The sequence below is a fragment of the Streptomyces tirandamycinicus genome (assembly GCF_003097515.1).
Classification (GTDB): domain Bacteria; phylum Actinomycetota; class Actinomycetes; order Streptomycetales; family Streptomycetaceae; genus Streptomyces; species Streptomyces tirandamycinicus.
Genome location: NZ_CP029188.1, coordinates 6243404 through 6258897, shown reverse-complemented (window position 1 = coordinate 6258897; position 15494 = coordinate 6243404). Strand labels below are relative to the sequence as shown.

The 15494-nt window shown below is 73.3% G+C and carries 13 protein-coding genes and 1 riboswitch; of the genes, 5 read left to right on the top strand and 8 right to left on the bottom strand.

Going from position 1 to position 15494, the window contains the following annotated elements:
• Positions 1-41: 41 nt before the first annotated feature.
• The 3 genes from DDW44_RS27310 to DDW44_RS27300 are packed head-to-tail and all read left to right on the top strand — an operon-like array spanning position 42 to position 3197.
• Complete coding sequence (locus tag DDW44_RS27310) at positions 42-866, top strand: STM4013/SEN3800 family hydrolase (protein ID WP_108908117.1); 825 nt, start codon at positions 42-44, stop codon at positions 864-866.
• On the top strand, positions 863-2206 hold the full coding sequence (locus tag DDW44_RS27305) for an STM4012 family radical SAM protein (RefSeq protein WP_108908116.1): 1344 nt from the start codon (positions 863-865) through the stop codon (positions 2204-2206). Before DDW44_RS27310 ends, DDW44_RS27305 begins: the two co-directional genes overlap by 4 nt.
• Before the next feature lie 7 nt (positions 2207-2213).
• Complete coding sequence (locus DDW44_RS27300; protein WP_108908115.1) at positions 2214-3197, top strand: STM4011 family radical SAM protein; 984 nt, start codon at positions 2214-2216, stop codon at positions 3195-3197.
• Positions 3198-3319: 122 nt separating this feature from the next.
• Here DDW44_RS27300 and DDW44_RS27295 read toward each other — a convergent pair whose 3' ends face one another.
• The gene (locus tag DDW44_RS27295) at positions 3320-4111 is read right to left on the bottom strand and encodes an SGNH/GDSL hydrolase family protein (RefSeq protein ID WP_018889002.1); all 792 of its coding nucleotides are present in this window, start codon (positions 4109-4111) and stop codon (positions 3320-3322) included.
• 228 nt (positions 4112-4339) lie between these two features.
• The gene (locus DDW44_RS27290) at positions 4340-5350 is read right to left on the bottom strand and encodes a M23 family metallopeptidase (RefSeq protein ID WP_108908114.1); all 1011 of its coding nucleotides are present in this window, start codon (positions 5348-5350) and stop codon (positions 4340-4342) included.
• Positions 5351-5352: 2 nt separating this feature from the next.
• Positions 5353-5510: riboswitch (cyclic di-AMP (ydaO/yuaA leader) on the bottom strand.
• Positions 5511-6131: 621 nt separating this feature from the next.
• Between DDW44_RS27290 and DDW44_RS27285 the strand changes: the two genes are divergently transcribed.
• Both DDW44_RS27285 and DDW44_RS27280 read left to right on the top strand, forming a co-directional pair.
• Complete coding sequence (locus tag DDW44_RS27285) at positions 6132-6947, top strand: tyrosine-protein phosphatase (RefSeq protein WP_018889000.1); 816 nt, start codon at positions 6132-6134, stop codon at positions 6945-6947.
• Positions 6948-7046: 99 nt separating this feature from the next.
• The gene (locus DDW44_RS27280) at positions 7047-7355 is read left to right on the top strand and encodes a hypothetical protein (RefSeq protein WP_244224123.1); all 309 of its coding nucleotides are present in this window, start codon (positions 7047-7049) and stop codon (positions 7353-7355) included.
• Between the two features lie 126 nt (positions 7356-7481).
• On the opposite strand, the gene DDW44_RS27275 is transcribed toward DDW44_RS27280, so the two are convergent.
• The 6 genes from DDW44_RS27275 to hpnE form a co-directional block, all read right to left on the bottom strand.
• The gene (locus DDW44_RS27275) at positions 7482-8867 is read right to left on the bottom strand and encodes an aspartate aminotransferase family protein (RefSeq protein ID WP_108908112.1); all 1386 of its coding nucleotides are present in this window, start codon (positions 8865-8867) and stop codon (positions 7482-7484) included.
• A gap of 139 nt (positions 8868-9006) precedes the next feature.
• Complete coding sequence (gene hpnH, locus DDW44_RS27270; RefSeq protein WP_017944199.1) at positions 9007-10029, bottom strand: adenosyl-hopene transferase HpnH; 1023 nt, start codon at positions 10027-10029, stop codon at positions 9007-9009.
• A gap of 5 nt (positions 10030-10034) precedes the next feature.
• A complete protein-coding gene (locus tag DDW44_RS27265) occupies positions 10035-10721 on the bottom strand; it encodes a phosphorylase family protein (protein WP_018888997.1) in 687 nt (228 codons plus the stop codon).
• Positions 10722-12752, bottom strand: a complete 2031-nt coding sequence (gene shc, locus DDW44_RS27260) for a squalene--hopene cyclase (RefSeq protein ID WP_108908111.1) — start codon at positions 12750-12752, stop codon at positions 10722-10724.
• Between the two features lie 137 nt (positions 12753-12889).
• Positions 12890-14008: a polyprenyl synthetase family protein gene (locus DDW44_RS27255; RefSeq protein ID WP_411354516.1), complete on the bottom strand. Its 1119-nt coding sequence runs from the start codon at positions 14006-14008 to the stop codon at positions 12890-12892.
• Between the two features lie 5 nt (positions 14009-14013).
• Positions 14014-15450: a hydroxysqualene dehydroxylase HpnE gene (gene hpnE / locus DDW44_RS27250; RefSeq protein ID WP_108908110.1), complete on the bottom strand. Its 1437-nt coding sequence runs from the start codon at positions 15448-15450 to the stop codon at positions 14014-14016.
• Between the last annotated feature and the right edge of the window lie 44 nt (positions 15451-15494).

The following is a 15494-nucleotide window of genomic DNA, read 5'->3' as shown; positions in this document are numbered from 1 at the left end:
ACGGGTCCCCGCACCGCACCGCCGGACCTCCTCCGGCGGACATGCGGGAGGTCGTCGGCACGGACGACCTGCTGCTCGTCACCCTCGACACGCTGCGCTTCGACATCGCGCAGGAACTCGCGGCCGCCGGACGCATCCCGCATCTGGCACGCCATCTCCCGGGCGGACGCTGGGAGCGGCGGCACGCCCCGGGCAGTTTCACCTTTGCCTCGCACCAGGCGATCTTCGCGGGCTTCCTGCCGACGCCCGCCGCGCCCGGTCCTCACCCGAGGCTGTTCGCCGCGCGGTTCGCGGGCAGCGAGACGACCGCCGACGGCACGTTCGTGTACGACACGCCGGACCTGGTATCCGGGCTCGCCGGAGCCGGGTACCGGACGGTGTGCATCGGCGGTGTCGGCTTCTTCAACCGGCAGGGGCCGCTCGGCAGCGTGCTGCCGGGGCTGTTCCAGGAGAGCCACTGGGAGCCGGAGTTCGGGGTGGCCTCCCCGACTTCCTTCGAGTCGCAGGTCGCCAGGGCGGAGGAGGTCGTCGCCGCCCTCCCCGCCGACCAGCGCCTGTTCCTCTTCGTCAACGTCTCGGCCCTGCACCAGCCCAACTGGTTCCACCTGCCCGGGGCGACACGCGAAGCGGGCGACTCGCGCGAGACCCACGCCGCGGCGCTGGAGTACGTCGACCGGCACATGGGCCGGCTGTTCGCCGCGGCGGGCAGCCGCCGGCGCTGCTTCGCGATCGTCTGCTCCGACCACGGCACGGCGTACGGCGACGGCGGATACACCGGCCACCGCCTCGGACACGAGGTCGTGTGGACCGTGCCGTACGCGCAGTTCTTCCTGCCCGGGCCGGACGAGACGGACGGTGCCCGGTGAACCGCGGGGCGCAGAGCATCCGCCCGTACCGGAGCTACGTCTACGCGTACCCGCACAAGACGTCCTACCGTCCGCTGCCGGAGCGGCCCGCGCTGAGCGAACTGTGGGCCGGGGAGCGGAAGGACGCGCTCTCCCTCTACCTTCACATACCGTTCTGCGAGGTCCGCTGCGGCTTCTGCAACCTCTTCACCCGGATCGGCGCTCCCGGCGAGCTGACGACGCGGTATCTCGACGCGCTGGAGCGGCAGGCCGTGGCCGTGCGGGAGGCGCTGGGCGACACGGAACCGGTCCGGTTCGCGGCCGCCGCGTTCGGCGGCGGCACGCCGACCTTCCTCACCGCCGGGGAGCTGGAGCGGCTCTGCGACATCGCCGAGCGGCGGATGGGCGCCGATCTGCGCGAGGTCCCGCTGTCGGTGGAGACGTCCCCGGCCACCGCGACCGCCGACCGCCTCGCGGTGCTCGCCGGGCGCGGTACCACCCGGGTGAGCATCGGCGTCCAGAGCTTCGTGGACGCCGAGGCGAGGGCCGCCGTCCGTCCGCAGCGGCGCGCCGACGTCGAGGCCGCGCTCGGCCGCATCCGGGACACCGGCGTCCCCGTCCTCAACATCGATCTGATCTACGGCATCGACGGGCAGACCGAGACGACCTGGCGGCGATCCCTCGACGCGGCGCTGGCCTGGCACCCCGAGGAGCTGTACCTGTACCCCCTCTATGTGCGGCCGCTGACCGGTCTCGGCCGGCAGGCCGGCGCCGACGCGGACACCGCCTGGGACGAGCAGCGGCTGCGGCTCTACCGGCAGGGCCGTGATCATCTGCTGGCGCACGGATACCAGCAGGTCTCGATGCGGATGTTCCGGCGCGGCGGCGCGGGGGGCACGGCGCCGCGCGGCCCGGACGACCACGCCTGCCAGACCGACGGCATGATCGGCCTCGGCTGCGGGGCACGCTCGTACACCTCGGGGCTGCACTACTCCTTCGACTACGCCGTCGACATGCGCCGGATACGGGCGATCATCGACGACTACACGGAGGCGGCGGACTTCACCCGTGCCGAGGTCGGCCGCCGGATCGACGGCGGTGAGGCGCGCCGCCGGCATCTGCTGCAGTCGCTGCTGCAGGCGCAGGGCATGGAGGTGGCCGGCTACCGGGAGCGTTTCGGCAGCGCACCCGCCGAGGACTTCCCCGGCGAACTGGCCGCGTTCGCCGGGCGGGGCTGGCTGGAGGAGACCGGCGGGCTGCTGCGGCTCACCCCGGAGGGGCTGGCGCACTCGGACGCGCTGGGTCCCGAGCTGTTCTCGCCGGCCGTACGGCACGCGATGGCCGCCTACGAGCCGAAGTGAGGCGCCGATGGATCTGACCGTGCTGTACCGCGGGCCGCTGGCGTCGTGCGACTACGACTGCCCCTACTGCCCGTTCGCCAAGCGGCGGGACAGCCGCGAGCAGCTGCGGGCCGACCGGGCGGCGCTGGAGCGGTTCGCGGGCTGGGCGGCGGAGCGGCAGGGCGAGGACCGGCTGTCGGTGCTGTTCACGCCCTGGGGCGAGGGGCTGGTGCGCTCCTGGTACCGCCGTGCGCTGACCGAGCTGTCCCGGCTTCCGCACATCCGCAGGGTCGCCGTCCAGACCAATCTGAGCTGCCGCACGGACTGGCTGGACGGCGCGGACCCGGGGAAGCTGGCGCTGTGGTGCACGTACCACCCCGGTCAGACGCCGTACGCCCGCTTCCTCGGCAAGTGCCGGGACCTGGCCGCGCGCGGCATCAGGTTCAGCGTCGGGATCGTGGGCTTCGAGGAACACCTGGAGTCCGCCCGGCGGTTGCGGGCCGACCTCCCGGCCCAGGTCTATCTGTGGGTCAACGCGGCGGAGGGGCGTACGTACTCGGACGGGGAGGCCGCCCGGTGGACGGCGCTGGACCCCCTCTTCCCGTACAGCCGGCATCCCCACCGCTCGGCCGGGCTGCCCTGCCGCACGGGCGAGTCGGTCATCTCGGTGGACGGCGACGGCACGGTGCGGCGCTGTCACTTCGTGCGGTCCGAACTGGGCAACCTCTACGACGGCTCCTACCGTGCGGCACTGCGGCCGCGGGCCTGCCCGCTCGCGGTGTGCGACTGCCACATCGGCTACGTCCATCTGGAGTCGCTGCCGCTGTACGACGTGTTCGCCGGAGGGGTCCTGGAGCGGGTCCCGGCCGGGTACCCGGTCTCGCCGCCCGGCGGCGGGAGCACCCCGGGCGGGAGCGGCGCGGGCGGGAGCGGCGGGAGCGGCGGGAGCGGCGGGAGCGGCGGTGGGGACGCGGGCATGGCCCCTCGCCCCTGGCCGGACCCTCGCCCGTAGCCGGACCGTCGCCCGGGCGCGGGCCCTTGCCCGAACCCGGACCGTCGCCCGCGCGCGGGCCCTTGCCCGAACCCGGACCGTCGCCCGCGCGCGGACGGGCGCCCGCGGGCGGGGCGCGGCGATCAGAGCGGCAGCAGGTCGGGGCGTTTCGGCACCACGTGATCGCCGGACGATTCACCCCTGAGCCGCCGGCCGATCCACGGCGCGAGGTGCTCGCGGGCCCACTGGATGTCGTCCCGGCGGACTTCCAGGCTGCCGCGCGGCGGCAGCGGAGGCCACGGCTGGTCCGGGTCCGCGGGCACCTCCAGTCCGAGCACCTGCGCGGCGCGCAGCGCCACGCGGGTGTGCCCTTCGGGCGAGAGGTGCAGCCGGTCGGCGTCCCAGGCCCGCCGGTCCTGCACCGACCTGAGCGACCAGAGGTCGAGGACGGGGCAGTGGTAGCGGTCGGCGATGGCGCGGACGTGTGCGGTGTACGTGGCGATCCTGCCCCGCAGGTGGCGGAGCACCGGCACCCCGCGGGTGTCGAACCCCGTCGTCACCATCACGGTGCCCACGGAGGCGGTGAGGTCCGCGACCGCCCGCTCGAAGCGTTCCGCGACGGCGTCGGGGTCGCTGCCGGGCCGGATGATGTCGTTGCCGCCGGCGCAGAACGTCACCAGGTCCGGGGCGAGTTCCCTGGCACGGGGCACCTGCTCCGCCACGATCTGGTCGAGGAGTCTGCCGCGTACGGCGAGATTGGCGTAGCGGAAGGTGTGCTCCGGGAGGCGGTCGTCCAGCAGGACCGCGAGACGGTCCGCCCATCCGACGAACCGTCCGTCGGGTCCGGGGTCCCCGACGCCCTCGGTGAAGCTGTCACCGATCGCCGCGTACGACCCGAAGGGTTCCTTTGCTCTTGAACGCGAATCGTCTGCCACGTCGAGCCATCATTCACCGCGTCAAGTGGCCTACGCCACCGTAGGGAGGGGTTGACGGCACGTGACATGGACCACCACGTCACCTCCCGACCCAGCGTGGACCATGTGCACCGGAGCCGCAGCCGCGCGGACTGCTCCGCTGCCGCGCACGGCCCGCGCGAAGGCGTCCGCCGGCCCCCTGCGCGGGGCCGGCGGACGGATGACGCGGCGCGAGGTACCGACGCAGCGTCAGATCGAGACCCCGTGGCGGCGCAGATAGGCCAGCGGGTCGATGTCCGATCCGTAACCGGGGCTGGTGCGGATCTCGAAGTGCAGGTGCGGGCCGGTGGAGTTGCCGGTCGAGCCGGACAGGCCGATCTGCAGGCCGCCCTCGACGCTCTCACCGGAGGAGACGGACAGCTGGGAGAGGTGGGCGTACTGCGAGTAGGTGCCGTCGTCGTGCCTGATGACGACCTCGTTGCCGTACGCGCCGCTCCACCCGGCCGAGACGACCGTGCCGGGGCCGACGGCCTTCACGGACGTGCCGGTGGGGGCGATGAAGTCGACACCGGTGTGGTAGCCGCTGGACCACATGGCTCCGGCGGCCTTGTACGCGGTGCTGACGCCGCCGGCCACCGGGGCGAAGTAGCCCGAGGGGACGCTCCCGGCGGCGGGAGCGGCAGCCGGCGCCTGGGCGGGGGCCGCCGCCGGGGCCGCCGCGGTGCGGTCGGCCGTGCGGGAGGCGCGGTCGGCGGGCGCGGCAGGTGCGGTGGGCTTCTGCGCCGCGGTCCCGGTACCGGCCTTCGCGGGTGCGCCGGCCTTGCGCTCGCTCTTCGCCTGCGGCTTCGGGGCGTCCTGGGCCGCCTGCTTGCCGTGCAGGCTCAGCTCCAGGCCCGGGTGGATCAGCGACGGGTTCTCGCCGACGGCGGCCCGGTTGTCGGCGTAGAGCTGCTGCCAGCCGCCGGTGACGCGCTGCTCGGCGGCGATCTTCGAGAGGTGGTCACCCGGCACGACGGTGTAGAGCCCGGCCGCCGTGACGGCCTGCGGCGCCTGGGGGGCGACGGCCTTGGGGGCGGCCGGGGCGCCGGCCTTGTGGACGGTCGGGGCGGCGTGCCCGGCGGGCGCCGACTGCCCGGCGGCGTTCGCGCCCGCGGCACCGACGAACGGGATCGCGATGACGGCTCCGCCCGTACCGGCGGCGACCAGTCCGCGCCTGAACGGGCTGGTTCTCGGACGGCGGTGCTTCCCCTTACCGGGCATGGCGCTTTCCTCTCCGCCGCCTGCGAGGTGAGCTGTCGGGTTCGGGCTGGAGCCGCCCGGCCGCGCGTGGACACGGCTTCACCCCAAGCCGTCCGGGATCACGGAACGGCGCGGTACCTGGGTCCCCCGCTCCTGCCACATGTGTGGGTGGGTGCGATATTCCGGACGGCGGCAGGATGAGGCGTTCCGACCGGATTGCGGTGACCGTAAAGGAGCCCGGCCGCCGGGAACAAGCCGTCATTTCCCCGTTGAATCGATCTGCCGGATATCAGCGCACATTTCCCGGTCACGCTCCGTGGATTCCGGGGCTTCGACTTCCATACGGGCAAGGGAGTTGAACCGTTGAGCCCCCCACGGAACGTCACGGATATGATTCAGCTCACGGGCGAATGCCATACCCATTTCAATGGGTTCGGATTGCCCAAAAGTGGCCAACTCGGACACACTGGATATTGCGGATGCATTGCGATTAACGACATGTGTCCCACGGAAAAGTACTTATACCCGCCCGGACGGAATGCCGTTCCCGCACGGATGAGTCGCCGGGACCGGCACGTCCGCGCGCACCGCACCCGACGTCACCACACCCGACGCCACCGCACCGTCCGCTCGCCGGCCGGGGCGTGCCGCACCGGGGTCCGCGGGACCCCGGTGGCAGGGGAGCTCCGCGCGCCCAGGTCCCCGCGGAGCGCGAAATAATTGCCTGAGGAACCGATGTCGTAGTGTCGGCATCGCGCCATCGTCGGCGAGCAGCGCCGACCGCAGACACGGAGGAGCCCCCGTGACGCAGCAGCTGCCCCAGACCCCGTCGGCCGAACCCGAGCTGTCCGGCGTGCGCAACTTCCGGGACGTGGGCGGGCTGCCGACCGTCGACGGACGGCACATTCGGTACGGGCGGCTCTTCCGCAGCGGCCATCTCGCGCACGCGACGGACACCGACGCGGCCTTTCTCTCCTCGCTCGGGCTCCACACGATCTTCGACTTCCGCAATTCCGCCGACCAGAGGCTGGAGGGGCCGGATGTGGAGCTCTCCGGGGTGCGCAACGTCAATATCCCGCTGTCGGACCCGGCCGACGGGGCGGAGTTCTGGCGCATGGTGCGTGACGGGAACCTCGATCAGCTGAAGTCGATCCTCGCCGACGGCCAGGCGGCCGGGCGGATGATCGCCTCCTACCGCACGCTCATCAGGGAGCGCACCGCCGAGCACAGCCGCGTCCTGCACGCACTGGCGGACGACAGCACGCCGGCGCTGATGCACTGTGCGGCGGGCAAGGACCGGGCGGGCCTGTCCATCGCCGTCTCGCTGCTGGCGGTGGGCGTCGAGCGGGACGCCATCGAGGCGGACTACCTCAAGTCGAACGACCCTCACCGGCGCTACCGGGTGCGCCGCAGCGACAGCTCACCGACCGGGATGTCGCCCGAGGTGATGGAGCTGCTGAACCCGTTGTTCGACGCCCGGGCCGAGTACCTGGCCGCGGCGTTCGAGACCATGGAGGAGGTCTGGGGCGGCACCGAGCGCTATCTCCAGGACGGCCTCGGCCTGACGCCCGCGACGCGGGAGCGACTGCGCGACCGTCTGGTCGACGGCACCGTCTGACCGCGTCCTGCCGCGGAACACCGGCGGTGACGGAACGGACCGGGTCGTCCCGCGGTACGGCCGCGGCAGGCCGGAGTCGGCATGAGCAGGATGAGCGGAATGAGCAGTACGGACGGAATGAGCGCCAAGGTGACGGTCGGCGGCACGGTGGTCGCCTACGCGGTCCTGGCCGATGCGAGCAACGCCTGCGATGCCGTCGACGAGGTGGTGGTGGCCGCGGACAGCTGGGCGTCTGCCATCGGCCTCGTCCGTGCGCTGGGATACCGGAAGGTCCCCAGGCGCCCCGCCCGCGACACCGTCGACGGCGACGCGGTGGAAGCGGCGTTCGCGATGCCCGGCACGGTGTTCCGCAGGCGCTTCGGCAGCGGAGCGCCGTGGGTCCCGAGCTCTCACGGCGAAGGGCGGTGAGCCGGTGGCAGCCGACACCGCCCCGGGGCGGTCGTTCGCCGGTCCGCGGCGAGGCGCCCGGTTGACGACCGGGCGCGTCCACGAGGCCCGGCCCACCCGGCCCGTCGAGCCGCCCGCCCCGCCCCCTCAGCGGCCGGCGATCGCCTGCTTCACGAGTGTCTTCCCGAAGTCCCACATCAGCGCGCTGCCGTCGTGCGCGTCGTCCATGACGGCGGTGAAGGCCGCGACGAACCGGTCGACCTCCCGCTCCCCGATGATCAGCGGCGGAATCAGCTTGATCACTTCCAGCCGGTCGCCCGAGACCTGCGTGAGGATGCGGTGGCGTTGCAGCAGGGGCACGACCACCATCTGGGCGAACAGACCCCTGCGGGCCGCCTGCAGCATGGTCCAGCGGCCGCGCAGCTTCAGCGAGGACGGTCTGCCGAACTCGATCCCGATCATCAGTCCGCGACCGCGGACCTCGTGGAGCAGCTCGTAGCGGTCCACGAGCGCGGCGAGCCTGGTCCGCAGCAGGTCCCCGGTGGCCCTGGCGTTCGCGACGACCTGCTCGTCCTCGATCACCGAGAGCACGGCGAGACCGGCCGCCATCGCCTGGGCGTTGGAGCCGAAGCTCGCCGAGTGCACCAGCACCCGGTCCATCGAGGAGTAGACCTTCCGGAAGATCCACTCCTTGCCGAGGGTCGCGCCGACCGGCACATAGCCGCCGGAGAGGGCCTTGGCGACGCAGACGAGGTCGGGCTCCACCCCGTCCTCGTGCTGGTAGGCGTAGAAGTCCCCGGTTCTGCCGAGGCCGGTCTGCACCTCGTCGGCGATCAGCAGCGCCCCGTGCCGGTGCAGCAGTTGCTGTGCCGCGGGCAGGAATCCGGGCGGGGCCTCGTGCACGCCCTTTCCCTGGATCGGCTCGACGACGAAGCCGGCCACGTCGCCGCGCGCCAACTCCCGTTCCAGCGCAGCCAGATCGCCGAGCTCCACCGCGGTGTCCGGGAGAAGCGGGGTGAAGCCGTCCCGGAAGCCCGCCTCGCCGTTGACCGACAGCGACCCGGCCGTCAGCCCGTGGAAGGCGTGGCCGCAGTAGAGGATCCTGGGCCGGCCGGTCGCGTAGCGGGCGAACTTCAGGGCCGTCTCGACCGCCTCCGTGCCGCTGTTGCAGAAGAACACGCGGTCCAGGTGGGGGCTGTGGGCGAGCAGCTTCTCGGCGAGCAGCCCGGGCAGGGGCGGGCAGTCGAAGCGGGTCAGATCGGCGAGGGAGGCGTCGATGACGTCGTGGAGCGCCTTGCGGACGACCGGGTGGTGCCGGCCGAGGCCCATGACGCCGAACCCGGAGAGCATGTCGAGGTAGTCGCCGCCCTCGTCGTCCCAGAAGTAGGCGCCCTCCGCCCGCTCGTACACCCGGTCGAAGCCGATCGTCCGGAGCATCCGCGGCAGTTGGTGGTTGAGGTGCCGGGCGTGCAGCTCGTACCGCTCACCGGCGCGCTCCTCGAGCAGCTTCGCGAGGTCGAACCCGTCGCTCATCCGCCGCGCTCCTCGAAGGCCGGGGGGCGCCCCCGCCGTACGGCCCCGGCGGGTGCCCGGGAACCGGCACGCTCCGGCCCCGGTCCGGTCCGCCGCGCTCCGGCCGGAGCGGCCGGGGCCCGCCGTCCGCCGCCCGGACTCACCTCCCGCTCCCCGACACGGATTCCCGAGCGGCGCGCAGCGACTCCTTCAGGGAGCCCATGGTGGCGAGGACGGCGGTCGGTTCGTACCCGCAGTGCGCCATGCAGTTCGCGCAGCGCGGGTCCCTGCCGCGGCCGTACTTGCTCCAGTCGGTCTCCTCGACGAGCTCCTTGTAGGTGGGGACGTAGCCGTCGCTCATCAGATAGCAGGGGCGCTGCCAGCCGAAGAGCGAGTAGTTCGGGATCGCCCAGGCCGTGCAGGGGAAGTCGACCTTGCCTTCGAGGAAGTCCAGGAAGAGCGGTGAGTGGTTGAGCCGCCAGCGCCGCCGGTTGCCGCCGGCGAACGCCTTCCGGAACAGCTCGCGGGTCTGCTCGACGCCGAGGAAGTGCTCCTGGTCGGGTGCCTTCTCGTAGGCGTACGCGGGGGAGATCATCATCTCGTCGACCTTGAGGTCGTCGTTGAGGTAGTTCAGCACCTCGATGACCGTCTGCGGAGTGTCGGTGTTGAAGAACGTGGAGTTGGTGGTCACCCGGAAGCCGTGCTCCTTGGCCTCCTTGATCGCCGCCACCGCCTCGTCGAAGACGCCTTCCTTGGCCACCGACTCGTCGTGGCGCTCGCGCAGCCCGTCGATGTGGACGGCGAAGGCGAAGTAGCGCGAAGGGGTGAACTGGTCCATCTTCTTGCGCAGCAGCAGGGCGTTGGTGCAGAGGAACACGTACTTCTTCCGGGCCACCAACTGTGCGACGATCTCGTCGATCTGAGGGTGCATCAGAGGTTCGCCGCCCGCGATCGACACCATCGGGGCACCGGACTCCAGAACGGCGCCCACGGCCTGGGCGACCGGCATGCGCTGCTTCAGGACCCCGGCCGGGTGCTGGATCTTGCCGCAGCCCTCGCACTTCAGATTGCAGGCGAACAACGGCTCCAGCTCCACGATCAGCGGGAACTTCTCGCGCCTGCGGAGCTTCTGTTCGAAGAGATAGGTTCCGACTCTGATGGTCTGGCGGAGCGGCATGGCCATCTGGCTCACCTCCTGGGGAGCAGCAAAGAACGGTGCCATTCGTAGAAAGCGGGCATTACTGCACGAAGGACACGGAAAGCTGATATTCCACCGCGTACCGTGCCGATACGGACCAGCTCATGCTCTGGAGCGTCCACGACCACCCGGACGGCCGCAACCTGGCGCACCCCCGCTCTCAGGGCACCGTGGAGCGTCGCAGCCGACTCCATGTCCACCGCGATCGCGCCGGTCGCCGCCAGCTCCGCCCGTTCCTGTCCGCGCACCACGTGGTCGGAGGCGGTGAGCGGGCCGGTGTGCACGGTCCGCCCGGGTACCGCCCCGGCCAGAGTCTCCGTCAGGACGTCCGTGGCGGTGCACGGCGTGGAACCGGAGGGCCCGCGGGTCTCGTCCGCCACCACCACGTCGCCGGGGTGCATCCCGGGGGCGAGCCCCGCGCAGAAGCCGGCGGCGATGACCCCGGCCGCCGGGGGCGCCCCGGCCCGGCGGCCGGGGCCCTCCGCGGCGTCACCCAGCACCCGCGCGAGCGCACGCTCCGCGTTCCTCGGGCCCATCCCGGTGCGCAGTACGGTGACCGGGCCCGGGGCGCCGCCGCGGCCGCCCGCGCGCAGGGCGAGCCGTTCGATGCCCAGCGCGCAGGCGATCAGCAGCGGCGGGACGGGGGCGCCGCCGGGCGGCGTACCGGGGGCGGTCATTCAGTCACCGTTCCGGCCGGCGGGCGGCTGTCCGTGCACGTACCGGCCGAGGGCCATCAGCGGGAACACCTGCCGGTAGATGTGGTAGTTGATGGAGAAGTCCCAGGGGAAGCCGGTGCCGGTGAAGTACCGCTCGTCCCAGGAGCCGTCCTCGCGCTGGGTGGCGGCGAGGAACGCGATGCCCCGCTCGACCGCGCTGCCGTCCCGCTCCCCCGCGGCCAGCAGGGCCAGCAGGGCCCAGCCGGTCTGCGAGGGGGTGGAGACACCGCGGCCGATCCACGACTCCTCGCGGTACGAGCGCAGATCCTCGCCCCAGCCCCCGTCGTCGTTCTGGACGGACTCCAGCCAGCCGACCGCCCGCCGGATCGCGGGGTGCGAGACCGGCACCCCGGCCGCGGTGAGCGCGGGGACGACCGCGCCCGTGCCGTAGAGGTGGTTGACGCCCCACCGGCCGAACCAGGCGCCGTGCGGCTCCTGTTCGCGCAGCAGCCAGTCGACCCCGCGGCGGGTCCGCGGGTGGTGGGCCCGGCCCTCCTGGGCCAGCATCTCCACGACGTGCGCGGTGACGTCCGCGGACGGGGGGTCGACGACCTCACCGAAGTCGCAGAACGGCAGCCGGTTGGGGAAGGTGCCGGTGTTGTCGGCGTCGAAGGCGCCCCAGGCTCCGCACTTCGACTGCATCCCCAGCGTCCAGTTGCCGGCCCGGGCGACGGCCTCCTCGACCCGGGCCGGGTCCGGGTGCTTCACCCGGCGCAGGGCCAGGACGACCTCGGCCGTGTCGTCGATGTCGGGGTAGTTGTCGTTGTGGAACTCGAACGCCCAGCCGCCCGGGGCGAGACGCGGCCTGCGCACGGCCCAGTCGCCGGGCCGGGTGATCTGCTCGCCGAGCATCCAGTCGGCGGCCCGGACCAGAGCCGGGTGGTCCGCGGGCACCCCGGCGTCGGAGAGCGCGACGACGGTGAGGCAGGTGTCCCACACGGGCGACTGGCAGGCCTCGACCATCCTGGCCGGGCCCTCCCGCCGGTCACCCGGCCCGGCGGTCCCCTCACGCCACACGGCGAAGCGGTCCAGCGACTCCAGTCCGGCCCGCATCACCGGGTGGTCGAGGTCGTAGCCGAGCAGATGGAGGGCGATCAGCGAGTAGACGGCGGGCGGCTGGATGCCGCCCCAGCAGCCGTCGTTCTCCTGCCGCTCGATGATCCAGCGGGCGGCCCTGTTCATCGCCGCGCGGCGCAGCGGGCGCAGGGCCACCGCGCGGTAGCCGTGCAGCAGCCGGTCGAGGCGCTGGAACACCCCGTCCCAGCTGCCCGCGGGAGCGAGCGGCCGGGGCGGGTTGGGGCGGTGGCGGTCCGTGTGCAGTTCGTCGAGCGCGAACGGCGCGGGGCGTACGGGCCGCGTGGCGGAGACGACGGTGAGCGGCACGATGGTCTGGCGGGCCCAGCAGCCGAAGTCGTAGATGTTGAGCGGGAACCAGGAGGGGAGGTAGATGAGCTCGGGCGGCAGCTCGGGCAGGTCCTCCCACTTCCACCAGCCGAAGAGCGCCAGCCAGATGCGGGTGAAGACACGGCTCGCGGCGATGCCGCCCCGCGCCCGGATCCATGCGGCGGCGCGTTCCATGTGGGGGTCGTCCGGCCGGTCGCCGGCGAGGCGGAGGGCGACGTACGCCTCGATGGTGGTGGAGAGTTCGCCGGGGCCGCCGTAGAAGGTGGCCCAGGTGCCGTCCTCGCGCTGCTCGCCGCGGATGAAGACGGCCGCGGCCGCGGTCGTCTTCTCGTCGTGGACGCCGAGGAACTGACGGAGCAGCAGGTCCTCGGCGTCCATGGTGACATTGGTCTCGAGGTCGGCCTTCCACCAGCCCTGCGGGGCCTGCCTGCCGAGCAGGTGCTCGACGGAGCGCTGCGCCGTCAGCAGGGCGGTGGTGCACAGGCCCGCGGAGTCCCCCGGGGCCGGACGGTGATCGGTGGTGTGGTCGCTGGCCGAGGGCGAGCGGAGCGCGGGGGCCCCGCCGCTTCCGTCGGTCGTCGCTGTCATGGCTTCCCCTTCGTGCAGTCGGACATGCTGCTTCGGGTCTGCCGTCGGCCGGTGCCGAGGGGGCACCGGCCGGCGACTGCGAACTCATATGCGACTGATCACGGTCATCTCGGTGGATGCCGTCCGGGGGAGGCCGCTCATCTCTTGCGTACGACGACGAAGTCGGCGAGCGCGACGAGCTGGGCCCTGACGTGCTCGGGCATGTCCACCCGGTCCAGCGCCGCCACGGCGACGGCGTGCTGCCTGCGGGCCTCCTGCGACGTCCAGTCGCGGCCGCCCGCCTCCTCGATGAGGGCCGCCCGGGTGGCGAACTCCTCCTCGGAGAAGGCGTCGACGCCGCCCGCGGCCCCGGGCCGCTCGTCGGTATCCGCCTTGGCGTCGGCGGCGAGCAGTTCGCCGAGCCGCCGCGACGCCGGCCCGCCCGCGGCGAGCGCGGCGACGACGGGCAGGGACTTCTTGCGCTGGCGCAGATCGCTCCAGGTCTGCTTGCCGGTGGCCTCCGGGTCGCCCCAGATGCCGAGCAGGTCGTCGACGGCCTGGAAGGCGAGCCCGAGGTGGTAGCCGTACGCCTCCAGGGTGTCGGCGGTGCGGTCGTCGGCGCCGCCGAGCACCGCGCCGATGGAGACGGCGCAGGCGAGCAGGGCGCCCGTCTTGTTGCCCTCCATCTCCAGGCACTCCTCGACGGTGACCCGCTCGCGGTGCTCGTAGGAGATGTCCTGGGCCTGGCCGTCGATGAGCTTGCGGGTGGCCGTGGTCAGCCTGCGGGTGGCGCGGCCGGCCTCCACGGTGCCGAGTTCCAGCAGGATCTCGTTGGCGAGCGCGAAGAGCGCGTCGCCGACCAGGATGGCCTGGGCCGGGCCGTGCACCTTCCACACCGTGTCGCGGTGGCGGCGCTGCTCGTCACCGTCCATCAGGTCGTCGTGGAGCAGCGAGAAGTTGTGCACCAGCTCGACGGCGACGGCACCGGGGATGCCGACCTCGGGCGCCGCGCCGGCGGCCTCGGCGGACAGCAGCGCCAGCGCGGGGCGTACGGCCTTGCCGCCGTCGCCGTCCGCGGGGCGGCCGTGGGCGTCGATCCAGCCGAAGTGGTAGGCGGCGACGGTGTCCATGGGGGGCGCGAGCCGGTCCACGGCGGCGCGCAGCACCGGGGTGGACATCGTCCGCCCGCGCTCCAGCAGCGCGGTGACGGCCGCGGTGTCGACAGCCGGGTTCGCCGAAGGCGCAGTCGGCACGTTCTCTCCTCTGGTTCCGGACATGGGGCTCAAGCCGCCTCCTCGAGCGGGTGCTCCTGGCGGCGGCCGAGGTCTGCGAGGGCGGCGCCGGCGGCGTCCAGTCCGCTGCGCACGGCGCCCTCCATGGTCGCGGGCCAGCCCGTGGCGGTCCACGACCCGGCCAGCAGTAGGCCGGGGGCGTTGGTGCGGGCCGCGGGCCGGAGCCTGCCGACACCGGGGGCGGGGGCGAACGTCGCCGTGCGCTCCCTGGTGACGAAGAAGTCCCGCACCTTCGCGGCACGTGCGGCGGGCAGCAGCCGTCCGAGCTCCGGGAGGTAGCGCTCGCGCAGTACGGCGACGGGGGTGTCGATCTCGTCCTCGGCGGCGGACTGGGACAGGGCCAGGTACTGTCCGGCCCCTCGTCCGCCGGCCCCGTCGGCGGGGTGCCCGCCGGGGCCGTCCGCGGCGAGGCCGGAGGCGCCGGTGCGGTCGAAGACCCACTGGACGGGGCTGCCGAGTGCGGCGAAGAAGGGGCGGCGCAGCACCGGACGGTCGTACACCACGTGCACGTTGAGGATCGGCGCGGTCCCGATGGCGAGCAGCCGGTCCGGGTCGTCCAGGGCGCCCTCGGGGAGGAGGGCGTGCGCCTCCCGCTGCGGTACGGCCAGGACGACGGCGTCCGCGGTCAGCCGGCCGCAGCCCGCGGTGACGTTCCAGCGCCCGTCGTCCGCACGGGTGATCTCGCCCGCGCGGGTGCGCAGTTCGGTGCGGACGCCGGCGGTGTCGAGGGCCTTGCGGGCCAGTGTGTCGTGCAGTTCGCCGAGGGGGACCCGGGCCCAGCCGATGTCGGCGGCGCCGGGGTCGGAGAGCAGGCCGGTCTTGAAGACCATCGCGGCCAGGGCCAGGGAGGCGTTCGGCGCGGTCGCGTTGAGGGTGGCGACCCCCACCAGGTCCCAGAGGGCCTCGACGGCGCGCGGGGACTGGCCGTGCCGGCGCAGCCAGCTGGCGAAGTCCACGCCGTCCAGGGCCGGGTCGGCGGGGTCGAGGCCCTTCAGCGCGAACGCCGCTCGTCCGACGGCGGCCCGCTCGGTGAGGGAGAGGTGGGGGTAGCCGGCGAGGCTCGCGGCGAGGTGGAGGGGCACGGGCAGGGCGGTGCGGCGCAGCCGTCCCAGGCGGGGGCCCCGGGGGTGGGCGGCGTCGAGGACGGGCACGTCCAGGCGCGGCTGGAGCGGAGCGAGGCCGGCGCCGCCGACGCGGTCGAGGAACCATCGGTAAGCGGTGCAGCAGCGCAGATAGACGTGCTGGCCGTTGTCGACCGTCAACTCGCCGCGCCGGAACGAGAAGGCCAGCCCGCCGAGCCGGGGCCGGTTCTCCAGCAGCGTGACCCGCACCCCGGCGTCCGCCAGGCGGAGCGCGGCGGTCACCCCGGCGAGCCCGCCGCCGACGACGACCGCGCGCCGCTCGGAGGTGCCGTCCCGGTACGTCATGCGCCCTCCCCGGCTGCTCGGAGGCCGCCCGGGAGCGGGGCGGC